Source organism: Caballeronia sp. ATUFL_F1_KS39 (genome assembly GCF_023630985.1).
Lineage (GTDB): Bacteria > Pseudomonadota > Gammaproteobacteria > Burkholderiales > Burkholderiaceae > Caballeronia > Caballeronia zhejiangensis.
This window is the reverse complement of sequence record NZ_JALQDZ010000002.1, coordinates 164,751-189,568: the sequence shown is the minus strand read 5'-3', so window position 1 is coordinate 189,568 and position 24,818 is coordinate 164,751. Positions and strand designations below refer to the sequence as shown.

At 63.4% G+C, this 24,818-nt stretch carries 21 protein-coding genes; 7 read left to right on the top strand and 14 right to left on the bottom strand.

What is annotated here, in order from left to right; translation table 11 throughout:
* Positions 1-219 precede the first annotated feature (219 nt).
* Positions 220-1,167 (top strand): sugar-binding transcriptional regulator, encoded by a 948-nt coding sequence (locus NCR93_RS02925; protein WP_008351245.1) that lies wholly within the window; start codon positions 220-222, stop codon positions 1,165-1,167.
* A gap of 4 nt (positions 1,168-1,171) precedes the next feature.
* Here the strand turns inward: NCR93_RS02925 and NCR93_RS02920 are convergent, their stop codons facing one another.
* Positions 1,172-2,023 (bottom strand): MOSC domain-containing protein, encoded by an 852-nt coding sequence (locus tag NCR93_RS02920; protein ID WP_034474390.1) that lies wholly within the window; start codon positions 2,021-2,023, stop codon positions 1,172-1,174.
* 85 nt (positions 2,024-2,108) lie between these two features.
* The gene (locus NCR93_RS02915) at positions 2,109-2,975 is read right to left on the bottom strand and encodes a glycosyltransferase family protein (protein ID WP_175979864.1); all 867 of its coding nucleotides are present in this window, start codon (positions 2,973-2,975) and stop codon (positions 2,109-2,111) included.
* A 220-nt stretch (positions 2,976-3,195) separates the two neighbouring features.
* On the opposite strand from NCR93_RS02915, the gene NCR93_RS02910 reads away from it, so the two are divergent.
* Positions 3,196-3,918 carry a glycosyltransferase family 2 protein gene (locus NCR93_RS02910; protein WP_279613014.1) on the top strand — a complete coding sequence of 241 codons (723 nt, stop codon included), beginning with the start codon at positions 3,196-3,198 and terminating at the stop codon, positions 3,916-3,918.
* A 51-nt stretch (positions 3,919-3,969) separates the two neighbouring features.
* Here the strand turns inward: NCR93_RS02910 and NCR93_RS02905 are convergent, their stop codons facing one another.
* The 6 genes from NCR93_RS02905 to NCR93_RS02880 all read right to left on the bottom strand — a co-directional run bounded on the left by NCR93_RS02905 (position 3,970) and on the right by NCR93_RS02880 (position 10,101).
* Positions 3,970-5,106: an ABC transporter ATP-binding protein gene (locus NCR93_RS02905; protein WP_008351252.1), complete on the bottom strand. Its 1,137-nt coding sequence runs from the start codon at positions 5,104-5,106 to the stop codon at positions 3,970-3,972.
* A 46-nt stretch (positions 5,107-5,152) separates the two neighbouring features.
* Positions 5,153-5,866, bottom strand: coding sequence for an HAD family hydrolase (locus NCR93_RS02900; protein WP_175979862.1), 714 nt, complete (start codon positions 5,864-5,866; stop codon positions 5,153-5,155).
* A gap of 10 nt (positions 5,867-5,876) precedes the next feature.
* Positions 5,877-6,728: a carbohydrate ABC transporter permease gene (locus NCR93_RS02895; RefSeq protein WP_008351255.1), complete on the bottom strand. Its 852-nt coding sequence runs from the start codon at positions 6,726-6,728 to the stop codon at positions 5,877-5,879.
* Positions 6,725-7,663, bottom strand: a complete 939-nt coding sequence (locus NCR93_RS02890) for a carbohydrate ABC transporter permease (RefSeq protein ID WP_008351256.1) — start codon at positions 7,661-7,663, stop codon at positions 6,725-6,727. The genes NCR93_RS02895 and NCR93_RS02890 overlap by 4 nt, the downstream gene beginning before the upstream one ends.
* 63 nt (positions 7,664-7,726) lie before the next feature.
* On the bottom strand, positions 7,727-9,094 hold the full coding sequence (locus NCR93_RS02885; RefSeq protein WP_008351257.1) for an ABC transporter substrate-binding protein: 1,368 nt from the start codon (positions 9,092-9,094) through the stop codon (positions 7,727-7,729).
* 233 nt (positions 9,095-9,327) lie between these two features.
* Complete coding sequence (locus NCR93_RS02880; protein WP_034474387.1) at positions 9,328-10,101, bottom strand: L-iditol 2-dehydrogenase; 774 nt, start codon at positions 10,099-10,101, stop codon at positions 9,328-9,330.
* Between the two features lie 332 nt (positions 10,102-10,433).
* On the opposite strand from NCR93_RS02880, the gene NCR93_RS02875 reads away from it, so the two are divergent.
* Genes NCR93_RS02875 through NCR93_RS02860 form a run of 4 tightly spaced genes read left to right on the top strand, consistent with a single transcriptional unit; the run spans position 10,434 to position 13,489 of the window.
* Positions 10,434-10,892, top strand: coding sequence for a Fur family transcriptional regulator (locus tag NCR93_RS02875; RefSeq protein ID WP_175979861.1), 459 nt, complete (start codon positions 10,434-10,436; stop codon positions 10,890-10,892).
* 40 nt (positions 10,893-10,932) lie between these two features.
* Positions 10,933-11,814 (top strand): metal ABC transporter solute-binding protein, encoded by an 882-nt coding sequence (locus tag NCR93_RS02870; RefSeq protein WP_051996842.1) that lies wholly within the window; start codon positions 10,933-10,935, stop codon positions 11,812-11,814.
* Positions 11,811-12,692: a metal ABC transporter ATP-binding protein gene (locus NCR93_RS02865; protein WP_008351261.1), complete on the top strand. Its 882-nt coding sequence runs from the start codon at positions 11,811-11,813 to the stop codon at positions 12,690-12,692. Before NCR93_RS02870 ends, NCR93_RS02865 begins: the two co-directional genes overlap by 4 nt.
* 8 nt (positions 12,693-12,700) lie before the next feature.
* On the top strand, positions 12,701-13,489 hold the full coding sequence (locus tag NCR93_RS02860; protein ID WP_175979860.1) for a metal ABC transporter permease: 789 nt from the start codon (positions 12,701-12,703) through the stop codon (positions 13,487-13,489).
* Positions 13,490-13,604: 115 nt separating this feature from the next.
* Here the strand turns inward: NCR93_RS02860 and fghA are convergent, their stop codons facing one another.
* The 4 genes from fghA to NCR93_RS02840 all read right to left on the bottom strand — a co-directional run bounded on the left by fghA (position 13,605) and on the right by NCR93_RS02840 (position 18,366).
* Positions 13,605-14,453: an S-formylglutathione hydrolase gene (gene fghA / locus NCR93_RS02855; RefSeq protein ID WP_175979859.1), complete on the bottom strand. Its 849-nt coding sequence runs from the start codon at positions 14,451-14,453 to the stop codon at positions 13,605-13,607.
* Between the two features lie 22 nt (positions 14,454-14,475).
* Entirely contained in the window at positions 14,476-15,582 is a 1,107-nt protein-coding gene (locus tag NCR93_RS02850) for an S-(hydroxymethyl)glutathione dehydrogenase/class III alcohol dehydrogenase (RefSeq protein WP_008351283.1), read from the bottom strand.
* Positions 15,583-15,609: 27 nt separating this feature from the next.
* Entirely contained in the window at positions 15,610-16,824 is a 1,215-nt protein-coding gene (locus NCR93_RS02845) for an AGE family epimerase/isomerase (protein ID WP_008351284.1), read from the bottom strand.
* 108 nt (positions 16,825-16,932) lie between these two features.
* Complete coding sequence (locus NCR93_RS02840; RefSeq protein WP_239294294.1) at positions 16,933-18,366, bottom strand: xylulokinase; 1,434 nt, start codon at positions 18,364-18,366, stop codon at positions 16,933-16,935.
* 334 nt (positions 18,367-18,700) lie between these two features.
* Here NCR93_RS02840 and NCR93_RS02835 point away from each other — a divergent pair, with 334 nt between their 5' ends.
* Entirely contained in the window at positions 18,701-20,092 is a 1,392-nt protein-coding gene (locus NCR93_RS02835) for a nucleobase:cation symporter-2 family protein (protein ID WP_008351297.1), read from the top strand.
* Positions 20,093-20,170: 78 nt separating this feature from the next.
* On the opposite strand, the gene NCR93_RS02830 is transcribed toward NCR93_RS02835, so the two are convergent.
* Both NCR93_RS02830 and NCR93_RS02825 read right to left on the bottom strand, forming a co-directional pair.
* Positions 20,171-21,631 carry an efflux transporter outer membrane subunit gene (locus NCR93_RS02830; RefSeq protein WP_175979857.1) on the bottom strand — a complete coding sequence of 487 codons (1,461 nt, stop codon included), beginning with the start codon at positions 21,629-21,631 and terminating at the stop codon, positions 20,171-20,173.
* A gap of 1 nt (position 21,632) precedes the next feature.
* Positions 21,633-24,812, bottom strand: coding sequence for an efflux RND transporter permease subunit (locus tag NCR93_RS02825; protein ID WP_175979856.1), 3,180 nt, complete (start codon positions 24,810-24,812; stop codon positions 21,633-21,635).
* Positions 24,813-24,818: the final 6 nt, after the last annotated feature.

Genomic DNA, 24,818 nt, shown 5'->3' with positions numbered 1-24,818 from the left:
TGATGCGCGACGGCACAACTTGGAATCCCCCAAAACCATGATCCTTACCAACTCAACCCTTGACGCTCAATACAGTTGCTTTCTTTGCAGCAGCAAAGAAAGTGACTGCCGCCCCGCACAGGGGCAGTGCTAATAGACCGACATGTAATCAGGATTCCACGACAAACACCTCGCCAGAAAGCGAAAATCAAAAACCAAGAACCGAAAACCAAACCCCCAGTGCCCAAATCCACTGAAAAACTCGATCTCGCAACGCGCGCAGCGTGGCTCTACTACGTCGCCGGCAACACCCAAAACGAGATCGCCGAAAAGCTCCAGATCTCGCGTCCGGTGGCGCAGCGCCTCGTCGCCTTCGCGGTCGAAAAAAACCTGATCCGCGTGCGCGTCGATCACCGCATCGCCGATTGTCTTTCGCTCGCCAAAGCGCTGAGCGACCGCTACGGCCTCGCGATGTGCGAAGTCGTGCCCATCGACGGCGATGCGCCCGAACAGGTCGACCGCAAGCTCGCCGTCGCCGGCGCGCAGGTCATGGAGCGCTATCTGCTCGAAGAAAAGCCGCTCGTCGTGTCGATCGGCAGCGGGCGCACGCTGAAAGCCTGCGTCGCGCAGATCGGGCAGATCGACCGGCCGCAGCATCGTTTCGTGTCGATGGTCGGCGCAATCGCGCAGGACGGCTCGTCGAATCGTTACGACGTCGCGCAGCAGCTATCGGAAAAGACCGGCGGCAAGCACTTCATGCTGCCCGCGCCGCTCATGGCAGATAACGTCGCCGAGCGCGCGCAGTGGGTCAATCACCGGCTGTATCGCATCGTCGGCGAACTCGCGCAGAAGGCGGACGTGGCGTTCGTCGGCATCGGCAACGTGGGCGTGAATTGCCCGCTGCACGAGGACGGCTTCATCACGCGCGCGGAAGTCGATGAAATGATGTCGGCAGGCGCGGTCGCCGAATGGCTCGGCCTGCCGATCGATGCAGACGGCCGCCGCGTGCAATCGAAGACCGGCGCGCGCGCGACGAGCCTCGCGCTCGACTCGCCGCCCAAACGTCCGACCATCGGCTTCGCGGGCGGCGAGCGCAAGCGCGAAGCACTGGTCGCGGCGTTGAAGGGAAAGTGGCTGTCGGGGCTCGTCACCGATGAACTGTGCGCGAAGGCCGCGCTCGAAGCCTGACGGCTCAGAAGTCGATTTCCGCTTCCACTTCCTGTCCGATCTCCAGCGCAACGCCCTCGCCTTCCAGAACGATCGCGTTCTTGCCGAAGGTGAGCGCGCCGTCGAACTGGTCGCTGCCACGGTACGCGCTCATCGTGTCGAGCGGTTCGTGCGGCCATGCCGGGTTCGGCGCGCCCGTCGCCTGATCGATCGACGGAATCGGACAGCGCGTGCAGAGCTTCACGAGCCGCAATTGCGCATCGCCGATCCGCATTTCGCCGACGTAGTCCTCTTCGTAAGCATCGAGTCCGCCGATCACGAGGTTCGGGCGGAAGCGATTCGCCGCGATGCCCGGCGCGCCTTTGGCCGACAGCCGCGCGTTGAGATCGTCGAGCGATGCCTGACCGACGACCAGCAACGGAAACTGATCCGCGAAACGCGTGTGCGTGGATTGCGGCGCGGTCCATTTATCGCTGACATCGCGGCGGGATGCCGGTGCGAATCGCGTGAGCCGCGCGGATACGCCGAGGAACGTGCTGAACCAGTGCGCGGCTTGTTCGCCCGCGTCGAGCGCATCGACGGTGTCGCGCCAGACGGTCGCGCGAATCGGCTTCGCATCGGCGAGCGCTTCGGCGCGCAAGGGCGTGCGCAGGGTCGGCATGCCGGGCGCGTCGATGACGAGATCATCGGCATCGAACGCGGTGCGGACCAGCGCCATGCGCGGATGCGAGCGTTGCGTGAACATGGCGCCGGCGGTGTCGATCACCATCCAGTGGCGGTCGTATTCGAGGCCGGTCTCGAAGAGCGTCGCGCGGCGCAGTGAAATGCCCGCGCAGGACTTGATCGGATAGACGAAGATTTCGTTCAGGACGGGCATGGCGGTATGGGGGTTCGGCGCCGGTCATCGGATGTGGCCGGTCGAAAGCCGAGATTATCGCGCATCGCCCGATACGGGTACGGTTTTACGACGCCCTCATCATCGCTGCGGCAAGTTCCAGCCCTAGCTTGTATTCGGGCGAACGCGGGCCGGCTTCGATGAGCGCATCGATCCTGTTCGTGTCGAGATTGGCATCGCCGGCGAAGAGCAGCCTGCGGATGGCGCCGATTGCCAGGCCGACTGTCTGATCGATGACGGGCGCGTCGAGTGCATCGTACGAAATCGTCGATGCGCTCATGTATTCCGGCGTTGCGAGGAACGGAACGACCAGTTGGCCGGAAAGCCCGTCGAAGTGCAGCCAGTGCCTGAAAAGCATGTCGACCGGCACGGCCTGGTCTTCCGACGCTGAATACAGCGTACGAAGTTTCTGCTTTCCCTTCGGCGTGACAACGTACGCCGCCGCACAAAACGCGTAGGTTGCCCTCGCGTCGAACAAACTGACATTGTCGAAATAGTGACGGCCATCGCCGAGCAATTGCGGATTCGCGCGGCCGTTCATGCGCTTCTCCGCCTCCAGCAGCAGAAGGGACACGCGGTCGAATACGGGTGCGCAATCGAGGAACATCAGGTCGAGGTCGGGATTGTTGCCGATGTGCGCCGCGAGTATGTGATCGTTGATGAGCGTCGGAAAGAGCGGGCTCAGTTCCACGTCGTCTTCCAGCACGACGGTGGCGGTGTCGGCGGAGGAGTTGAGGATCACCCGTTCGTGCGATTGCCGACATGCCCAGACGCAGTTCTTGCCCGCGTTGTCGAACGGTCCTTGGGCGATGCCGTCAACCGCGGGGAAACGCACGATTCGATCCTGATAGCCGATGCTCGCCAGTTGCGTCTCCATCGACTTGCGCCGATCCTGACTCCGATCCAGATTGATGAAATAGCCGTCGAAACGCACTGCTTCTCCTTGTCGCGTCAGGTGCATAAATGTGCACGACATGCTAGCGGCACGCCGCCGTGATTTGATTAGGAGGAAGCCGAGAGAAACAAGGTTTTGACGCGGATCATCGATTTGCAGGCAACTCAAATGATTAATCGATGCGCTGGTTCCTTTTGAGCGACATTGGGACGTAAGCTACGCGCCGACTTTATTCCTTCACTATTAGTAATGCCAAACTATCAATCGTCGTTCCACCTATAACACCCAATCGCATATCGTCGAAACGTTGAAATCGTTGCTCAACCAGGACGCCGACTTCGAAATCCTCGTTCTCGACGACGCCAGCACCGACGACACGCTCTCACTCGTTCGAAGCCTGAACGACGAGCGCATCCGCATCTTCCCGCTCGAGCACAATCAGGGCCGCCCTGCCAACGCCAATCGCGGTTTCGATCTGTGCCGGGGCGAATACATCGCGCGTATCGATCACGACGATCTGGCCGAACCGGGGCGTCTCCGAAAACAGGCAGATTTTCTCGATGCGAATCCGGATGTGACCGTGGTCGGTGCTCAGATCAGGCTCTTTGGCGACGAAGAATCCATAACCGACTTTCCGCTCGACGATGCGACCATCAAAGGCCGCTTTCTTCTCGGAGCGGCTTATCTAGCCAATCCGAGCACCATGTTCCGGCGCGCGTTCATTCAGAAACACGCTATCCGCTACGACCCGAATCTCGATATCGTCGATGCCCTGATCAAGCTGCACCGATCCGTAGGCGTTGCCATCTCCGATATCGATATGACTTGGGGCGCAAGCCGGGTCGAGCTCGAAGGCCGGTTGCTGGGAATGCTCGACGAAGTCGTAAAGGCCCGCGAGCAAGTCTATCCGCGCAGACCGGAGCACATTGCGCTTTGCACCGAAGCCCTTTGGAAAGGTGTCAGGTCGAATAACGCGGCATAAAACGAAAAAGCGCGGTCCCGACGAACCGCGCCCGCAACACCCGAGGAACGCTCAAGCGGCCGTCGCGTGCTCCCGCAGCCACGAATCGACCACCTTGCGCGTAAACGCCTGCCCTTCCGCGTTGAACAGATGACAATGCTCAGGCGACGCGCCGAGCTTCAGCTTCTCGCCACGCGCGTGCTTCTCCAGCGGCGGAATGCGCGAGATCAATCCATCCGGCGCGACTTCGGTTTCCGCGTACAGATACGCCGCATCGCCGAGCGTCTCGACGGTCATCGCCGTCGCGGAGAGACCGTAATCGCCCGCTTCCGGCGAATTCGGCTGCAGATGCTCCGGACGAACGCCGACCGTCACCGCATCGCCCGGCTTCGCATTGCCCGGCAGCACGCCGACGAGTTGCGTCTCGCCCGTCGCGTACTTCACGAGGACGCCGTCGTTCTGCACCGCGGCGACGGTGCCCGACAAAAAGTTCATCTTCGGCGAGCCGATGAAGCCCGCCACGAACCGGTTCGCCGGCGCGTGATAAAGCGTGTTCGGCGTGCCGACCTGCTCGATGTTCCCCGCCGACAGCACCACGATCTTGTCCGCGAGCGTCATCGCTTCGACCTGATCGTGCGTCACGTAGATCATCGTCGTCTTGAGATCGTCGTGCAGGCGCGCGAATTCCAGGCGCATCTTCACGCGCAGCGCGGCGTCGAGGTTCGAGAGCGGCTCGTCGAAGAGGAACACCTTCGGCTTGCGCGTGATCGCGCGCCCGATCGCGACGCGCTGACGCTGGCCGCCCGAAAGCTGCTTGGGCTTCCGATCGAGCAGATGATCGATGTGCAGAATCTTCGCGGCGTTCTTCACGGCGGCGTCGATCGCGGGCTTCTTCTCGCCCGCGAGCTTGAGGCCGAACGCCATGTTGTCGTACAGCGTCATGTGCGGATAAAGCGCGTACGACTGGAACACCATCGCGATGCCGCGCTTCGCGGGCGCGAGCTCATTCACGCGCGCATTGTCGATCATCAGGTCGCCGCCGCTGATGTCTTCGAGGCCGGCGATCATCCGCATCAACGTCGACTTGCCGCAGCCCGACGGGCCCACGAACACGACGAACTCGCCGTCGTTGATATCGAGGTTGATGTTGCGCATCACCTCGGTTTCTTCATAACGCTTGCTGATGTTGCGCAGTGTCAGGCTAGCCATGGTGTGTGTCTCCAGTCTTCATTGGCGATGCGATGAAACGCCATCGCTATCTGAGTTCGAACGTCGCGTTCTGCAGCCATTGCTCGACGAGCGCAGGCAGTCGCGTCATGTCGTCGAATACCGCCTGCGCGCCCGCTTTTTCGAGCGCGCCGATCTGCCCTTCGGTCGCGTGTCCGCCGCCGATGAAGCCGAGCACCGCCATGCCCGCCGCGCGCGCCGCCGTCACGCCGGTCACGCTGTCTTCGACGACGAGGCAGCGCAGCGGATCGATGCGCATCGCGCGCGCCGCCGCGAGATACACGTCCGGCGCGGGCTTCGGATTCGCGACCATGTCCGAGCAGAAACGCCGCTCGCCGAAAAAGCGCAGCAGACCCGTGCGCTGCAGCACGGCATCGACATACGTCGAGAAGCTGTTGCTCGCGCACGCCTTCGTGAAGGGCACGGCCGCGAGCGCCTCGGCGATGCCCGGCACGGTCGGCGCCTGCATCGCCGCGGCTTCGACGGCCCGCCGGATGGCGACGACCTGATCGTGCGTCAGCGTCCGGTTCACCGTATCGGCGGCGCTGGCGAGCACGGCCTCGATGCGCAGGCCGAGCAGCGGCATCACGACCGGCTCGACATCGACGCCCGGCCACAGCGCCTGCAACTCGGCGACGAGCACGCGCGCCGCCACCGTTTCGCTGTCGATCAGCACGCCGTCGCAATCGCAGATCAGCAGGCGATCTTCGAGATTGGCGTCTCGGGATGGAGTGAGATTCACGAGTGCGTCCTCACTTCACTGCGCCAAACGTAAGGCCGCGCACCAGTTGCTTCTGCGAGACCCAGCCGACGATCAGAATCGGCGCGACCGCGAGCAACGAAGCCGCCGAGAGCTTGGCCCAGAACAAGCCTTCCGGACTCGAATACGACGCGATGAACACCGTCAGCGGCGCCGCGTTCGAGCTCGACAGGTTGATGCTCCAGAACGCCTCGTTCCACGACAGGATGATGAGCAAGAGCCCCGTCGATGCGAGACCGGGCAACGCCATCGGCATCAGCAGATAGACGATTTCCTGCCACGTCGTCGCGCCGTCGATGCGGCCCGCTTCCAGAATGTCCTTCGGCACTTCGTTGAAGTACGTGTAGGCCATCCATACGGCGATCGGCAGATTGATGAGCGTGTACACGATCACGAGGCCGGACACGGTATCGAGCAGGCCCGTGTTCTTCCACAGCAGATAGATCGGCACGAGCACGCCGACCGACGGCATCATCTTCGTCGACAGCATCCACAGCAGCACCGACTGCGTCTTCTTGGTCGGAAAGAAGGCCATCGCGTAGGCGCACGGCACGGCGAGGATCAGGCAGAGCACCGTGACGCCGACCGAGATCAGCACCGAATTCCACGCGAAACCGAAGTAATTGCTGCGCGCGAACACTTCGCGGAAGCTCTCCAGCGTCGGCGTGAAGAACAGCGACGACGAGTACGCCTGCTGCTCGGTCTTGAACGCGGTGATCGTCATCCAGAAGATCGGGAAGAACAGCAGGATCGACACGATCCACGCGACGATGCCAGGCACGATGTTCTTCGCATGGCCGAGCGCGGAAGTCCGCGGCGGAACATTGACCGATTGCGTGCTCATGACTCGTACTCCCCTTTGAGGTTCTTCGCGAGCATTCTCACGAGGAAGAACGCGACGATATTGGCGAGAATCACCGCGAGAATGCCGCCCGCCGATGCAAGGCCGACGTCGAACTGCTGCAGGCCGAGCGCGTAGATCAGGTACGACAGATTCGTCGTCGCGGTGCCGGGACCGCCGCCCGTCGTCGTATAGATTTCCGCGAAAATCGACAGCAGGAAGATGGTTTCCATCATCACGACCACGGCCACCGCGCGCTTCAAATGCGGCAGCGTGATGAAGAAGAACATCGCGAACGGACCCGCGCCGTCGATGCGCGCCGCTTCCTTCTGCTCCTGATCGAGCGACTGGATCGCCGTGAAGAGAATCAGGAAGGCGAACGGCAGCCACTGCCACGCGACGATCACGATGACCGCGAAAAGCGGATAGTCGGCGAACCAGTCGATCGGCTGCATGCCCATCGAGCGCATCAGGCTCGCGATCAGGCCGTACACCGGATGCAGGATCATGTTCTTCCAGATGAGCGCGGAGACCGTCGGCATCACGAAGAACGGCGCGATCACGAGCAGACGCGCGATGCCCTGTCCGAAGAACTTGCGATCGAACAGGACGGCGAGCAGCACGCCGCCTACGACCGTGATGACGAGCACCGACACGATCAGCGTCAGCGTATGTCCGATGGACGGCCCGAACGCGGGATCGGTGACGAGAAACTCGAAGTTATCGAAGCCCGCGAAACCTTTGACATCGGGATTCAGCAGGTTGTAGCGCGAAAACGAGAACCAGATCGTCATCGCGAGCGGAATGGCCATCCACAGGAAGAGCAGTCCGGTCGACGGCGAGATCAGCCATCGCACCGACTTCGCGCGGCGCTTGTCGCGTTCGGCGGCGGACTCCTCCAGATGATGATCGGTGATGGGGGGATTCAGTTGACTCATCGTGTCACCTCTCGATGATGCTTCCCGGGCCGCATCAGGCGACGCGGCCCGTTACCACAGGAATTACTTCTGATAGCCCGCTTGCTTCACGGCGCGATCCGCCGCGGCATTCGCGGCCTTCAACGCCTGATCGACGCTCGTCTGTCCGGCGACGACGCCCGCGATCGACTGGCCGACCACCGTGCCGAACGACTGGAACTCCGGAATGCCGACGAACTGGATGCCGCTATACGGCACCTTGTGCAGCGTCGCATCGTTCGGATCGGCGGTTTCGATCGCCTTCAGCACGAAGTCGCCGAAGGGCGCGGCCTGCTTGTACTCGGGGCGCGCGTAGGTCGACTTGCGCGTGCCCGGCGGCACCGATGCCCAGCCTTCGTCCTTGCCGACCATCTCGATGTATTCCTTCGACGTCGCCCACGCGGCGAACTTCTTCGCGGCTTCCTGCTGCTTCGACGTCTTCGGGATCGCGAGCGACCACGACCACAGCCAGTGCGAGCCCTTCGGCGTGACGGCGACGGGCGCGGCCGCGAAGCCGATCTTGTCCGACACCTGCGATTGCGACTTGTTGTAGAGCATGCCTGCCGCGACCGTCGCATCGATCCACATCGCGCACTTGCCGGACGACATCAGCGTGAGGTTCTCGTTGAAGCCGTTCGAGCTCGCTCCCGGCGGGCCGTCGTTCTTCAGCAGATCGGCGTAGAAGCCGACTGCCTTCTTCCATTCGGGCGTGTCGAGCTGCGCCTGCCACTTCTCGTTGAACCACTCGCCGCCGAACGTGTTCACGACCGTCGACACGTACGCCATGTTCTCGCCCCAGCCCGCCTTGCCGCGCAGGCAGATGCCGTACTGGCCTTTGGACTTGTCGGTGAGCTTGTCGGCGAACTGCTTGATCTGGTCGTAGGTCGGCTGATCGGGCATCTTCAGTCCCGCGGCCTGGAACAGATCCTTGCGGTAGTACGTCATCGAACTTTCGACGTAGAACGGCAGCGCATACAGCACGCCGCCCGACGAGAGGCCGTCACGCGCGGTCTTCACGACATCGTCGAGATCGTAGTTGGCGGGCAGGCCGGTCATCGGCGAGAGCCAGCCGCGCTTGCCCCACTGCGGTGCTTCGTACGTGCCGATGGTGATGACGTCGAACTGGCCGCTGTTGGTCGTGATGTCGGTCGTGGCGCGCTGGCGCAGCACGTTCTCTTCGAGAATCACCCATTTCAGCTGGATGTCCGGATTGGCCTTTTCGAACGCCGGCGCGAGCTTCTTCAGCTCGATCATGTCCGGATTGTTCAGCGTCGCGATGGTGATGGTCGTCGCGGCATGCCCCGACAGCGGCACGAGCGCGGCCGCTGCAAGCGCGGCGGACAGCGCCGCGGTCGCGAACGGAGCGCGACGCGCGCGCGGTTGTGCTCGAACGATGCGTTGAGTGCGTTTCATTTGAGTTCGTCTCCTTTTTGTTGGCACGGGCGCCGTGATGGTCTCGCTGCATGACGCAAGCGCCGTGGATGCCGCTGCCTGCTTTTGAGGGTGCGCGATCGTGGATCGCGTGGTTGCCGGGGTTATCCTTGTTGCCGCCCTTGCCTTCGCCGACTTGGCGCCATCGACTCGACGCCGTTTCACTATAGACGGTGCTTCCCGCGCTTCAAGCTGCGTGGCGCGCGTGCGGCGCGTCAGCTCATCCAGTTGCCGCCGTCGACATTGAGCGTCTGCGCGGTGATGTAATCCGAATCCGATGACGCCAGAAAGAGCGCCGCGCCCGTCAGATCGTCGGGCACGCCCATGCGTCCAAGCGGCACTTCTTCGCCGACGAGCCGTTTCTTCTCGCCGAGCGGACGATTCTCGTAACGCGCGAAGAGCGCGTCGACTTCCTTCCACATCGGTGTGTCGACGACGCCCGGCGCGATGCCGTTCACGTTGATGCGCTCTTTCGCGAGCGCGAGCGCCGCCGATTGCGTATAGCTGATGACCGCCGCCTTGGTCGCGCAGTAATGCGACACGAGCGCTTCGCCGCGCCGCCCGGCCTGCGATGACATATTGATGATCTTGCCGCCGCGCCCCTGCTCGACCATGCGCTGCGCGACCGCCTGCATCAGAAAGAACATCCCTTTGACGTTGACCGCGAAGAGGCGGTCATAGACGTCCCAGGATTCGTCGAGGATCGGGCGCATGTCGAAAAGCGCCGCGTTGTTGAAGAGAATGTCGATGCCGCCGAAACGTTCGACGGTGCGCGTCACGATGCGTGCGATGTCGTCGCGCTGCGTGACGTCGGCCTTCAGCGCGAGCACGCGGTCGGCCACGTCCGCGAAGCGCTGGGCCATGTCGTCTTCGTTCTTCACATCCACGACGACGACGTTCGCGCCTTCTTCCAGATAGCGCCGCGCAACTGCTTCGCCGATGCCGCTCGCGGCGCCCGTGATGATCGCGACCTTGTCTCTCAATCTCACCGATGTCTCCGATAGTTTTTTGTCCCTCGCGGCGAGCGAACGCTCCGCGAATGAACAATTGCTCTCTGTTTGATCGAATGATCGGCGCTGCGCGTGATCGTGTCAAGGTGTCAACACAGCTTTCGATGCTGCGACGCGCAAACATCGCAAAACCTCGGGAAAACCCCGTCCGGCAAGCGCGCGAGAGCAAAAGGCGTACCGCGGCCGCCGAAAATAAAGCGTGCGCGAATGTGCAACGGAACGTGATACGTTATATCATCGCCCAAAGTCCGACGAGCGGCCCTCGCTCGCGCTTCAACCTTTTGCAGCCACCTCTGCGTGGCCGATATCACATGACCGCATCCGTCGAAAACATGCTGGCGCGCGCCGAGGCGCTCGCTATCGAGCGCGGCGTCGCGCTGACGCCGCTGCGCCGTCAGGTCTACGAACTCGTGCTGAAGGCGCACAAGCCGATCGGCGCCTATGACCTCATCGACGCGATGGAGCCGCAACGCGGCGCGCGCGTGCCGCCGACCACGGTGTATCGCGCGCTGGAGTTTCTCGTCGATAACGGCTTCGTGCATCGCATCGAGTCGAAGAACGCGTTCATCGCGTGTTGCGATGCCGGCAAGCCTCACGAGAGCCAGTTCCTCATCTGCGACGAATGCGGCGCGACGCTCGAAATTCAGGGCCGCGAACTCGCATCGTCGCTGTCGGCGAGCCCGCCCGCGCACGGCTTTCAGGTGCATCACCAGGTCGTGGAGTTGAGCGGGCTGTGCGCCGATTGCCAGCGAAAACATCGCGATGCCTGAATCGCCGCGTCTCAAGAACATCTCACTTGCAAGGAAATCGATGAAACTCGCGCACGTCCTGACCTGCTTCGCCCTCGCGCTCGGCTTTTGCAGCGCGGCATCGGCACAGACCGCGCGCGTGCCGGTCGTCGCGGCGGAGAACTTTTACGGCGACGTCATTCGCCAGCTCGGCGGCGATCACGTGCAGGTGACGAGCATCCTCAACAATCCGGACGAAGACCCGCATCTCTTCGAAGCCAGTCCCAAGACCGCGCGCGCGTTGCAGCACGCGGCGCTCGTCGTCTATAACGGCGCGGATTACGATCCGTGGATGGACAAGTTGCTCGCGGCATCGAAGAGCAATGGCAAGCGCACGGCGATCGTCGCGGCGAAGCTCGTCGGCAAGAAGGGCGGCGACAATCCGCACCTCTGGTACGACCCGGCGACGATGCCCGTCGTCGCGAAGGCGGTGAGCGCGTATCTCGTGAGCGCGGACCCGTCGCACAAGAGCGATTACGACGCGCGCCTCGCAGCGTTCCTCGATTCGATGAAACCGATCGACGCGACCGTCGCGCAGATGAAGTCGCATTACAAGGGCGTGCCCGTGACGGCGACCGAGCCGGTGTTCGGCTACATGGCCGATGCGATCGGCTTCGAGATGCGCAACCAGCGCTTCCAGCTCGCGTCGATGAACGAGACCGAGCCGAGTCCCGCCGACATCGCCGCGTTCGAGAAGGATCTGCGCGAGCGTCGCGTGCATGTGCTCATCTACAACAGCCAGGCGACGGGCGCGCTGACGAAGCGTCTGCTCGACATCGCGAAGGACGCGCATGTGCCGAGCATCAGCGTGACGGAGACCTTGCCCGCGAAGAAGACGTATCAGCAATGGATGCAGTCGCAGCTCGACTCGCTAGCGGGCGCCTTGCAAGGATGGCAGCGATGAATGCGACGATGCAGCCCGCGCTCGAAGTCGATCGCGTGACGCTCGCGCTCGGCGGGCGCGAGATTCTCAACGACGCGAGTTTCACGGTGAAGAACGGCGAGTTCATCGGCGTGCTCGGGCCGAACGGCGCGGGCAAGACCACGCTGATGCGCGCCCTGCTCGGACTCGTGCCTGTGAAGAGCGGGACGATTCGCGTGAATGGCGAAGCGGTCGTGCGCGGCAATCCGTCGATCGGCTATATGCCGCAGATACGCACGGGTCTCGCGAACCGGCGCGTGCTCGGCCGCGATTTCGTCGCGATGGCCGCGGACGGTCATCACTGGGGACTGCCGCATCGCAATGCCCGCATCCGTGCGGATGTCGAGCGCGTGCTGGAGCTCGTCGGCGCGCATCAGCTTGCTTCGCGTCCGTTGTCGGAGTTGTCGGGCGGCGAGCGCCAGCGTCTTTTGCTCGCGCAGTGTCTGCTCGGCAATCCGCGTCTGTTGCTGCTCGACGAGCCGCTGATCAGCCTCGATCCGCGGCATCAGACGGGGGTCGTCGAACTCGTGCGGCGGGTGCAGCGCGAGTTGAACATCACCGTGCTGTTCTCGGCGCACGAACTCAATCCGCTGCTCAATTCGCTCGACCGCGTGCTTTATCTCGGCAGCGGGCGCGCGGCGCTCGGAACTGTCGATGAAGTCATTTCGAAGCCGGTGCTCTCGCGTCTGTACGGCTCGCCCATCGACGTGATGCGCGTGAACGGCCGCATCTTCGTGATGTCGGGCGATGTCGAAATCGACAAGCTCGATCACGCGCACGAGGAAGGCGGAGAGCACGAGCATGAACACGATCACGGCCATGAGCACGATCACGGCCACAGCCACAGTCACGTCAAATAGAAAGCGCAATGTTCGAATACGACTTCATGGTGAATGCATTCGCGGCGTCGGGGATCGTCGCGGTGCTGTCGGGGATCGTCGGGTATTTTCTCGTGCTGCGCGGACAGACCTTCGCGGGTCACGCGCTATCGCACGTCGGCTTTACCGGCGCGACGGGCGCGGTGCTGCTCGGCATGCCGCCGCTCTGGGGGATGGTCGGATTCACGCTCGCGGCGGGCGTCGGGATGGGTGCGCTCGGCGAGCGGCTCTCGGGCCGCGATGTGGCCATCGGTGTGATTCTTTCTCTCTCGCTCGGGTTCGGGTTGCTGTTTCTGCACTTCTTCACCGCGTATGCGACTCAGGCTACTGCGCTTCTGTTCGGCAACGTGCTTGGCGTGAGTCATGACACGCTGGTCGTGCTTGCCGGGCTCGCTGTCGTCAGCCTCGGTGCGCTTGCGGTCATCATGCGGCCTTTGTTGTTTGCGTCCTTGCAGCCGGAGCTCGCGGAGGCCAAGGGCGTGTCGTTGCGGCTCGTCTCCGTGATGTTTCTCGCGATCACCGCGCTGGCAGTCGCGGCTTGCACGCAGATCGTCGGGGTGCTGCTCGTTTTTGCGTTGATGGTCGGGCCCGCGGCGGCGGCGCAGAACGTCACGACGCGATTGTCGTCAGGGCTCGTGCTTGCGGCGCTGTTTGCACTCGCACAGGCTTGGGCTGGGCTTACGCTCGCCTTCTATACCGATTGGCCTACTAGTTTCTGGATCACTATGCTGGCTGCGGTTGTTTATGGGGCGAGCTTGTTGGGAAAGCGGGGGAATTGATTTCTTCGCTGGAGCCCGTGATCGCGTCGGTCTGTCAGCAATGCCGCCCCGCACAGGGGCAACGCCAATAGACCGACACGATCACGGGATCCGGCAACAACAAGAAGACCAAACCTCACCGACACAAAACCCGCGCATGATGCGCGACATGCTCCCCGACGAAGGTAGAAATAAAGAAATACCCGTGGTCATAGCCTTCATGCCGCCGCACGATCAAACTGTGTCCGGCATCACGCGCATTGCGCTCCAAGACATCAGGGTGCAACTGCTCGGCGAGAAACTGATCCGCCAGTCCCTGATCGATGAGAATCCCGCCTTCGAACCGGGCAGCCGCATCGCCGAGAATCAACTCGCTCGCATCGTACTGCGCCCACGCCGAACGATCATCGCCGAGATAGCCAGAAAACGCTTTCACGCCCCACGGACACTGCGACGGCGCCGCAATAGGCGCAAACGCCGACACACTCCGATAAAGATCCGGATTGCGCAACGCGAGCACGAGCGCCCCGTGCCCGCCCATCGAATGCCCGAAGATGCCGATACGATCCTCTCGCACCTGCAACTCCGCGAGAACTGTCTCGCGCAACTCCTGCGTCACATACGAGTACATGCGATAACGCCGCGCCCAAGGCTCGCGCGTCGCATCGACATAAAACCCCGCGCCGACGCCGAAATCCCACGAATCCTTCTCGCCCGGAATATCCGCGCCACGCGGCGAAGTATCCGGCGCAATCAGCGCGATGCCGTGCTCCGCCGCGTAACGTTGCGCGCCCGCCTTGATCGGGAACGTCTCTTCGGTGCAAGTCAGGCCGGCGAGATAAAACAACGCCGGCACCTTCGAAGAAGACGCGGCAGCAGGCAAAAAGACGGAAAAGCGCATCGGCAGGCCGATAGTCTGCGATTCATGCCGATAGATGCGCTGCACGCCATCGAAACAACGATGTTCTTCCACGAGTTCCAGCATCGCGTTTTCCTCGCTCAGTAGCTCAATAGATGACGACGGAACGAATCGACTCGCCCTTCTTCATCAGGTCGAAGCCGTCGTTGATCTGCTCCAGCTTCAGATGATGCGTGATCAGATCGTCGATGTTGATCTTGCCTTCCATGTACCAGTCGACGATCTTCGGCACATCCGTGCGGCCGCGCGCGCCGCCGAACGCCGAGCCCTTCCATTCGCGGCCCGTGACGAGCTGGAACGGACGCGTGCTGATTTCTTGCCCCGCCGCCGCCACGCCGATGATGAACGACTGGCCCCAGCCCTTGTGCGTGCATTCGAGCGCCTGACGCATGAGCGTGGTATTGCCGACGCATTCGAACGAATAATCCGCGCCGCCATCGGTCAATTGCACGATGTGATCGACGACGTTCTCCACTTCCTTCGGGTTGATGAAGTGCGTCATGCCGAACTTCTTCGCGAGCTCGACGCGGCCCGGATTGATATCGACGCCGATGATCTTGTCCGCGCCGACCATCTTCGCGCCCTGAATCACGTTCAGGCCGATGCCGCCCAGCCCGAATACGACGACATTCGCGCCCGCTTCCACCTTCGCCGAATACACGACCGCGCCGACGCCCGTCGTCACGCCGCAACCGATATAGCAGATCTTGTCGAACGGCGCGTCCTCGCGCACTTTCGCCACCGCGATCTCCGGCACGACGATGTAATTCGAAAACGTCGACGTCCCCATGTAATGGAACAGCGGTTTGCCATCGAGCGAGAAGCGCGAAGTCGCATCGGGCATGAGGCCTTTGCCTTGCGTCGCGCGAATCTTCTGGCAGAGATTGGTCTTGCGCGACAGACAGAACTTGCACTCGCGGCATTCCGGTGTGTAGAGCGGAATGACGTGATCGCCTTTTCGCAACGTGCCGACGCCCGGCCCGACATCGACGACGACGCCCGCGCCTTCATGCCCGAGAATCGCGGGGAAAATGCCTTCCGGATCCGCGCCGGAGAGCGTGTAGTAATCGGTGTGGCAGATGCCCGTCGCCTTCACCTCGATCAGCACTTCACCCGCGCGCGGACCTTCGAGATCGACTTCTTCGATCGTCAACGGCTTGCCGGCTTCCCATGCGATTGCTGCTTTCGTTTTCATCGTCTGACTCCCAAGGTTGTGATTGTTTCAGCGCACGATATTCAGGACTTCGTAGCATGCGCCCATCGTGTGATAGTCCGTCTTGCCCGCCGGGCTTTTCTCGTCGCTGTACTGGCGATTGTCGCGCGTGAGAATGCGATACCACGCACCCCACTTGTGATCGACGAAATGCTCCCAGCTATAAGTCCACAGGCGGTCGTAATCGTTCCAGTAACGCGCGGCAAGCGCCGCGTCGCCATCGCGTTGCGCGCGATCCGCGAGCAGCGCGGCCGCCGCGAACGATTCCGCCTGAACCCAGAAATACTTGTCTTCGTCGTAGAACTTGCCTTCGGTGTCGAAGCCATAGACCATGCCGCCGTGCTCGTGATCCCACGACAATTGCAGCGCGCGATCGAACAGCTCGCGCGCACGCGTGACGTGCCACGCCTCCGGCCGATGACGATCCAGGATCAGCAGCAACTTCGCCCATTCCGTCTGATGCCCAGGCTGAAAGCCCCACGGCCTGAAAATATTGCTGCGATCGCCCTTGTTGTAGTCCCAGTCGATCGACCAGTCCGGCTTGTAGTGTTCCCACACGAGCCCGCCCGCGAGCGCGGCCTGCCGATTCACCATGTTGTCCGCGAGCAGCGCCGCGCGATCGAGATAGCGCGCTTCTCCGGTCGCTTCGAACGCGGCGAGCAGCGCTTCGCACGTATGCATGTTCGCGTTCTGCCCGCGATAGTCGGACACTTGCCAGTCCGCGCTCGCCTCGTCCTTGTAAAGGCCGTGCTGCGCGTCCCAGAAGTGCGTCTCCATCAGATGCCAGGTTTCGTCGAGATACGCGCGCGCTTCGTCGAATCCGGCTTCGACCGCCTTCGCATACGCGAGCACGACGAACGCGAGGCCATAGCAATGATTCGTTGCATCCGTGACGTCGCGGCCGTTCAACGTCCACGCATAGCCGCCCGTCTGCGGATTGCGATGAACCGCGCGCAGATATTCGATGCCATGCGCCACGCCGCCGCGATATTCGTCGAGGCCGAAGTGCTTGTAGGCCATCGCATAGTTGAAGACGAAGCGGGTGCTCGACACGAGATGACGCGACGTGCGGTCGTAGATCGTGCCGTCGTTCTTGTAGAAGTGGTAGAAGCCGCCCGCCGGGTCCATGCAGTGCGGATGATAGAAGGTCATCGTGCGCAGCGCGTGATCGAGCAGGAACGCGCGCGAGCGGAAATCGGGATGTGACGGTGACGGTGCGGGCATGGCTGAGTTCGATGTTGTCGTGACGAAGCGAGCTTCAGTTACCGCTCATATGAAGCGTCGCTTCATACTCCCCGGCGCGCATGGCGTCGGGATCCAAGGTACGCAAGTTTAAGCGGACTCGCGCCCGATCGCGAACCAGTCTTCGGTGCGCCGGTACAGATCGATGAAACGGGCGAGCCGCTGGTCGAGCGACGGATTCGGACGCGGCGTCGCGGCGAGCGTCGCCTTCGGTGCGAGCGAAGCGATATCGCCGATGCGCCACTGCCCCGCCGCGATGCCGCCGAGCAGCGCCGCGCCTCGCGTCGCCGCGTTCGGGCAATCGACGGCGCGCAGCTCGACGCGCAATGCATCGGCGAGCAACTGCCGCCAGCGCGGATCGACCGAGCCGCCCCCCGCGAGCAGCATCGCATCGAGCGGCGTGCCGTTGGCGCGAATCGCGTCGAGTCCCGCACGCAATGCGAATGCCACGCCCTCGAACGCGGCGCGCATCATCGTGCCGCGCGTGTCCTCGAGGCCGAGTCCGAGCCAGCCGCCGCGCGCGTTCGGGTTCATCCATGGTGAGCGTTCGCCGCTCAGATACGGCAGAAAGCTCGCCGATGCACTCGCGGACGCGGCGAAGGCGTCGTCGTAGGCGTCGGGCCACGATGCGTAACCGAGCCAGCCGCGCACCGCTTCCAGCGCGACGCCGACGTTCTGCATCGCCGCCATGCGATACCACGCGCCGTTGGCCGCGCGATACGTGTGCAGGCCGTGCACGGGCGCGGGCGCGTCGGCGCACATGACGACGATCTGCCCGCCGGTGCCGGTGGTGAGGAGCGCGTCGCCATCGGCGCAAAGGCCGCTGCCGAGCGCAGCGCACGGCGTATCGCCGGCGCCGACGGCCATCGGAATGCCCGCTTCGAGACCGAGCGCGGACGCCGACGCCGCAGACAACGCGCCGGCGACTTCATGCGATGCCGCGAGCGGCGCGAACCACGCGCGCGGCAAGCCGAGCCGGCCGATCAGCGCCTCGTCCCATTCGCCCGATGGCGCGGCGAGCGCGGTCGCGCACGCATCGGATGCATCGGTGACGAACGCACCGCCGAGCTTCGCGCGCAGCCAGTCTTTCGGCTGCAAGGCCCAGCGCGTTTGCGCCGCGATCCGCGGTTCGTTCGATGCGAGCCAGCGCAGCAACGGCCCCGCCATGCCGGGCGCGACCGGATTCGGCTGCGGCTCGCGCCACGCGTCGAGCAGATCGCGGGCACGGGTGTCGGGCCACAGCATCGCGGGGCGAAGCGCGTGGCCATGCGCGTCGGTCAAAACGACGCCGTGCATCTGCCCCGAAAAGCCGATGCCGCGCACCGCTTGACGCTCGTTGGCGGGCAAACGCGATGCTGCGTCGACGAGCGCGCCATACCACGCATCGACGCTGGTTTCGGCCCAGCCGGGCTGCGCGCTCGTCACCGCGTACGCCGCACTCGACGACGCGATGTCGCGTCCGGCTTCATCGACGATCGCGAGCTTGAGGGAGCCCGTGCCGAGATCGATGCCTAAAAAACGCATGGGATTCCGAGTCTGAAAAGGCGTTAGGGAAAACGCGTAAAACGGGGGTTAACCCCGCCATCGCGCGATGAACGTGAAAAATGGACTATACGCGGGGCGTGATGCACATCATAACGACCGTCCGAAGATCGCGGCCTTCCGTCAGGCGACGAATTTCCCTTGATTTGCGTCAAACCCCTTGTGACAGGGCCGTTCGCACGTTTGCGCCGCTCGCGGCGCGCGAGACCCATATCGGCACGCGAACGCGACGTATAGCGCCGCGTGGTCTTGTTCATGGTTGCCGATGCACTTAACTTGGAGGCCATTCAAATGGAAGTAGACATAGGAGAGAGACATGGCTTCAAGTTCGGTGAACCCGTCGGTGCATCCGTGCGACGAACGGCTCCCCGCCGGTCAACTGCTGACGCTCGGCATCCAGCACGTTCTGGTGATGTACGCGGGCGCGGTGGCGGTGCCGCTGATCCTCGGCGCCGCGATGGGCCTGCCGAAAGATCAGGTCGCGTTTCTCATCAGCGCGGATCTGTTCTCGTGCGGCGTCGCCACGCTGATCCAGACGCTCGGCCTGTGGATCTTCGGCATTCGCCTGCCCGTCATCATGGGCTGCACCTTCGCCGCCGTCGGCCCGATGGTCGCGATCGGCACGAATCCTTCGCTCGGCATTCTCGACGTGTTCGGCGCGACCATCGCGGCGGGCGTCATCGGCATCGTCCTCGCGCCGATGATCGGCAAGCTCCTGCGCTTCTTCCCGCCGGTCGTGGTCGGCACGGTGATCGCGGTGATCGGCCTCTCGCTGATGGGCGTGGGCATCAACTGGGCGGCGGGCGGCATCGGCAATCCCGACTACGGCAATCCGGTCTTCCTGCTGCTGTCGCTCGTCGTGTTGTCGCTGATTCTGCTCATCAACAAGTTCGCGCGAGGTTTCATCGCGAATATTTCGGTGCTGCTCGGGATCGTCGTCGGCTTCGTGATCGCCGCGATGCTCGGCCGCGTCGACATGGACGGCGTCGCGCACGCGCCGTGGGTCGGCATCGTGCTGCCGTTCCACTTCGGCATGCCGCATTTCGATGCGCTCTCCGTCGCGACGATGGTCATCGTCATGTTCGTGACGTTCATCGAATCAACGGGCATGTTCCTCGCGGTCGGCGATCTCGTCGAGCGTCCGGTCGACCAGAAGGCGCTCGTGCGCGGCTTGCGTGTCGACGGTCTCGGCACGCTGATCGGCGGCATCTTCAACTCGTTCCCGCATACGTCGTTTTCGCAGAACGTCGGTTTGATCGGCGTGACGGGCGTGAAGAGCCGCTTCGTCTGCGCGACAGGCGGCGTGATTCTCGTCGTGCTCGGCCTCTTTCCGAAAATGGCGCAGGTGGTGGCGTCGGTGCCGCCGTTCGTGCTCGGCGGCGCGGGCATCGTGATGTTCGGCATGGTCGCGGCGAACGGCATCAAGACGCTGTCGCGCGTGGACTTCTCGAAGAATCAGCACAACCTGTTCATCGTCGCGGTGAGCGTCGGGATGGGCATGGTGCCGGTCGTCGCGCCGAAGTTCTTCACGCAACTGCCGCACGCGCTCGAGCCGATCCTTCACAGCGGGATTCTGCTGGCGTCGGTGTCGGCGGTGGTGTTGAACATCGTGTTCAACGGCGTGCGCAAGGAACGCGATGCCGAACGCGATGCGCGTGAAGCCGCGCATGAGTTCGAAGGCGCGGCCCATGCGGGCGACGCGCACTGAGGAGTTTGGGCTGTGCTTGCGTTGAGCGCCGCGGCGGGAGCCGCGGCGTTTTTTGTTTATCGAAGCGAGGGCCGCGCGTCAGCCCGCATCCGCCGCCCGCGGCGCATCGCCCGTCCGCTCGATCCACCCGCCTCCCAGCGCCTGATACAACGTCACGAGATTCGCCAACCGCTGCGTGCGCGCGGCAATCAGCGTCTGCTGCGCCGAATACAGATCCTGCTGCGCGGTCAGCACGCCGAGATAGCTGTCGACGCCCTGCTTGTATCGCAGCGTCGACAACTCCAGCCGGCGTTGCTGCGCGGCCGTATCGCGCACGAGCGCGGCGATCTGCTGATCGTAGGTGCCGCGCGCGGCGAGACCATCGGCGACATCCTTGAACGCGGATTGAATCGCCTTCTCGTAATTGGCGATCTCGATCTTCTTCTGGATATTCGCGTACTCGAGATTCGCGAACTGATCGCCGTAGATCGGCAAGGTGATGGTCGGCGCAAAGCTCCATCCCGCCGACCCCGCTTTGAACAGACCACCGAGCGTCGGGCTCAGTGTGCCGAGCATGCCGGTCAGCGAAATGTTCGGAAAGAACGCTGCGCGCGCCGCGCCGATGTTCGCATTCGCCGCGAGCAGATTCTGTTCGGCCTCCATGATGTCCGGCCGCCGCAGCAGCAAATCCGACGGCAGACCCGCAGGAATGTCCGCGAGCAGGTTTTGACCGTCGAGCGGCATGCCGCCCGGCAGATCGTCGGGCACCGGCTCGCCGAGCAGCAACACGAGCGCATTGACCGCCTGCGCCCGCGCGCGCTCCTGCGCCTGCAGATTCGCCGCCGCGCCTTCCATCACCGTTTGCGCCTGGCTCACGTCCAGCTCCGACGCGGCGCCGTTGTCGAATTGCAGCTTGACGATCCGGTACGATTCGCTCGCGCTGGCCAGCGTCTGATGCGTCACCTTCAGCAGGTCGTCCGTCTGCAAGACCTGAAGGTACTGCGCCGCCACTTGCGAGACGAGCGAAATCTCCGCAGCCTTGCGCGCATAGGCAGTCGCGAAATATTTCGCGAGCGCCTGATTCCGCATGCTCTGCACCCGGCCGAACAGGTCGATCTCCCACGACGCATTCAGGCCCACCGTGTAGGTATTCGAGATGGTCTGATTCAAGAACGACAGATTGTCGGGCTTGCGCGTTTTCGACTGCGCGCCCACGGCGGTGATGGACGGAAGCAGAAGCGTCGTGACGACCTGATACTGCGCCTGCGCGGCCTGCACGTTGAGCATCGCGACGCGCAAGTCACGGTTGTTCTTCAACGCGATGTCGATGAGCCGCTGCAAACGCGCATCGACGAAGAAATCGCGCCAGCCGATATCGGCCGCGGCCACGCCGTTCGCGCTGCGTGCGCCGTCCGGCGTCGCGACCGGCTGCGTCGCGTAGACGCCGTGCGCCGGAAAATTCGCCGACACCGGCGCGGCGGGGCGTTCGTACTTCGGCGCCATCGTGCAGCCGGTCGCCAGTACGGCGACGGCCATTGCAATCAAGGAAAGTCTACGCATGTCAGTGTCCTTCGTTGCCCTGTTGCGCGCGCCGCTGCGCTTCGTAACGCGCGAGCGCGGCATCCGTGTCCTCCTTGTCGCCGCCGAAACGGGAGCGCACCACGACGAAGAACATCGGCACCATGAAAATGGCGAGGAAAGTCGCGGTCGCCATGCCGCCGATCACGCCCGTGCCGATCGCGTGCTGGCTGCCCGAGCCCGCGCCGTTGCTGATCGCGAGCGGCATCGTGCCGAGAATGAACGCGAGCGATGTCATGAGAATCGGACGCAGGCGCAGGCGCGCCGCTTCGAGCGCCGCTTCGATCGGCCCCATCTTTTGCGAGAGCTGGAGATCGCGGGCGAACTCGACGATCAGAATCGCGTTCTTCGCCGACAAGCCCACTGTCGTGAGCAAGCCGACCTGGAAGAACACGTCGTTCTCCAGTCCGCGCAGCGACACGGCGAGCAGTGCGCCGACCACGCCGAGCGGCACGACCATGATCACGGAGAAAGGAATCGACCAGCTCTCGTACAGCGCCGCGAGACACAGGAACACGACGAGGATCGAGATGCCGTAAAGAATCGGCGCCTGCGAGCCGGACTGGATCTGCTGATACGACAGCCCCGTCCATTCGTAGCCGATGCCCGCGGGCAGCTTCGCCGCGAGCGCTTCCATCGCGGCCATCGCCTCGCCGGTGGATTTGCCCGGCTTCGCGACACCCTGGATTTCGATCGACGACAGGCCGTTGTAGCGTTCGAGCTTGGGCGAGCCGTAGCTCCATTCGGTCGTCGCGAACGACGAGAACGGCACCATCGAGCCCGACGCGTTGCGCACGTACCAGCTGTTGATGTTCTCCGGCGACATGCGGAACGGCGCATCGCTCTGCATGTACACCTTCTTGATGCGGCTGTCCGTATCGAGGAAGTTGTTCACGTACTTCGACGCCCACGCGATCGAGAACGTCTGGTCGATGCTCGACGGATCGACGCCCTGCGCCAGCGCCTTCTGACGGTCGATGTTCACCTTGAACTGCGGCGCGTCGTTCAGGCCGTTCGGCCGGACCTGCGCGAGCGTCTCGTCCTTCGCGGCCATGCCGAGGAGCATCGCGCGCGCCTGCATCAGCTTTTCGTGGCCGAGACCGGCGCGATCCTGAAGTTCGAAGTCGAAGCCCGACGCCGTGCCCAGTTCCGGAATCGACGGCGGATTCACCGGAAACACGAGCGCGTTCTTGTAGCCCGCGAACGCGCCGTACGTGCGGCCCACCAGCGCTTGCACCTTCTCGTTGGCGCTCGTGCGCTGGGCGAAGTCCTTCAGCCGCACGAAGATGAGACCCGAGTTCTGGCCATGACCGGCAAAGCTGTAACCGTTCACGGTGAACACCGACTCGACGAGCGCGCTTTCCTTCTTCAGCAGATGGCCCGCGACATCGTCCAGCGCGCGCTGCGTCATCTCCTGCGTGGAGCCGGCGGGCGTCGCCACCAGCACGAACATCGTGCCCTGGTCTTCATCGGGCAGGAACGCCTTCGGCAAACGCGCGAACAACATGCCGACCGCCACGATGATCACCACATAGATGACGAGCCAGCGCCCCGAACGCCTGATGACATGCGCCACGCCGCCGTGATACTTCGCCTGGCTCTTCGCGAACGTGCGGTTGAACCAGCCGAAGAAGCCGGTCGTCTTTTCCGTGTGGCCTTCCGGGTGCGGCTTGAGCATCGTTGCGCACAGCGCAGGGGTGAGCACCATCGCGGTGAGCACCGAGAGACCCATCGCCGAGACGATCGTCAGCGAGAACTGGCGATAGATCGCGCCGACCGAGCCGCCCGTGAACGCCACCGGCACGAACACCGCCGCGAGCACGAGCGCCACGCCGACGAGCGCGCCGGTGATCTGACTCATCGCCTTCTTCGTGGCTTCCTTCGGCGACAGTCCCTCTTCGGTCATCACGCGCTCGACGTTTTCGACGACCACGATCGCGTCGTCCACCAGCAAGCCGATGGCGAGCACGAGCCCGAACATCGACAGCGTGTTGATGGAGAAACCCGCCGCCGCCATGATCGCGAAGGTGCCGAGCAGCACGACCGGCACGGCGATGGTCGGAATGAGCGTCGCGCGCAGGTTCTGCAGGAACAGGTACATCACGAGGAACACCAGCACGATGGCCTCGATGAGCGTCTTCACGACGTCGGCGATCGACTGCTTCACGAACGGCGTGGTGTCGTACGGATACTTCACGACGAGACCGTGCGGGAAGAACTTCGCGAGCTCGTCGACTTTCGCGCGCACCAGATTCGCGGTGGCGAGCGCGTTCGCGCCGGTCGCGAGCTGAATGCCGAATCCGGCAGCCGGACGGCCGTTGTACTGCGTCTCGAAGTTGTAGTTCTCGCCGCCGAGACCGACGCGCGCCACGTCGCGGATACGCACCTGCGAGCCGTCCTGATTCACCTTCAGCAGCACGTTGCCGAACTGCTCCGGTGTGCGCAGCAGCGTCGCTTCGGTGATGGTCGCCTGCATCGACTGGCCCGGCACCGCGGGCACGCCGCCGAGCTGGCCGCCCGCGACCTGCACGTTCTGCGAAGTCAGCGCGTTCTGCACGTCGACCGGCGTCAGGCTGAATTTGGTCAGCTTGTTCGGATCGAGCCAGATTCGCATCGCGTACTGCGAGCCGAAGAGCGTGACGGTGCCGACGCCGTTCAGCCGGCTGATCGGATCCTGCACGTGCGACGCCACGTAGTTCGCGAGGTCTTCGCGGCTCATGCTGCCGTCTTCGGACACGAACGCCAGCACGAGCAGGAAGCTGCTGCTCGACTTGGTCACGCTGATGCCGAGCTGCTGCACGACGGCCGGCAGATTGGGCGTGGCCAGTTGCAGCTTGTTCTGCACCTGAACCTGCGCGATGTCGGCATTGGTGCCGGCCGCGAACGTCAGCGTGACGGTGGCGGTGCCGCTGTCATCGGAGGTCGAGGACAGATACAGCAGATGGTCGAGACCGCTCATCTGCTGCTCGATCACCTGCGTGACGGTGTTTTCGACGGTCTGAGCGGATGCGCCCGGATAGTTCGCGGATATCTGGATCGCGGGCGGCGCGATGGTCGGATATTGCGCGACGGGCAGCGTCGTCACCGACGCGAGACCCGCGAGCATCAGAATGATGGCGATCACCCACGCGAAAATCGGGCGATCGATAAAGAACTTGGCCATGGACGT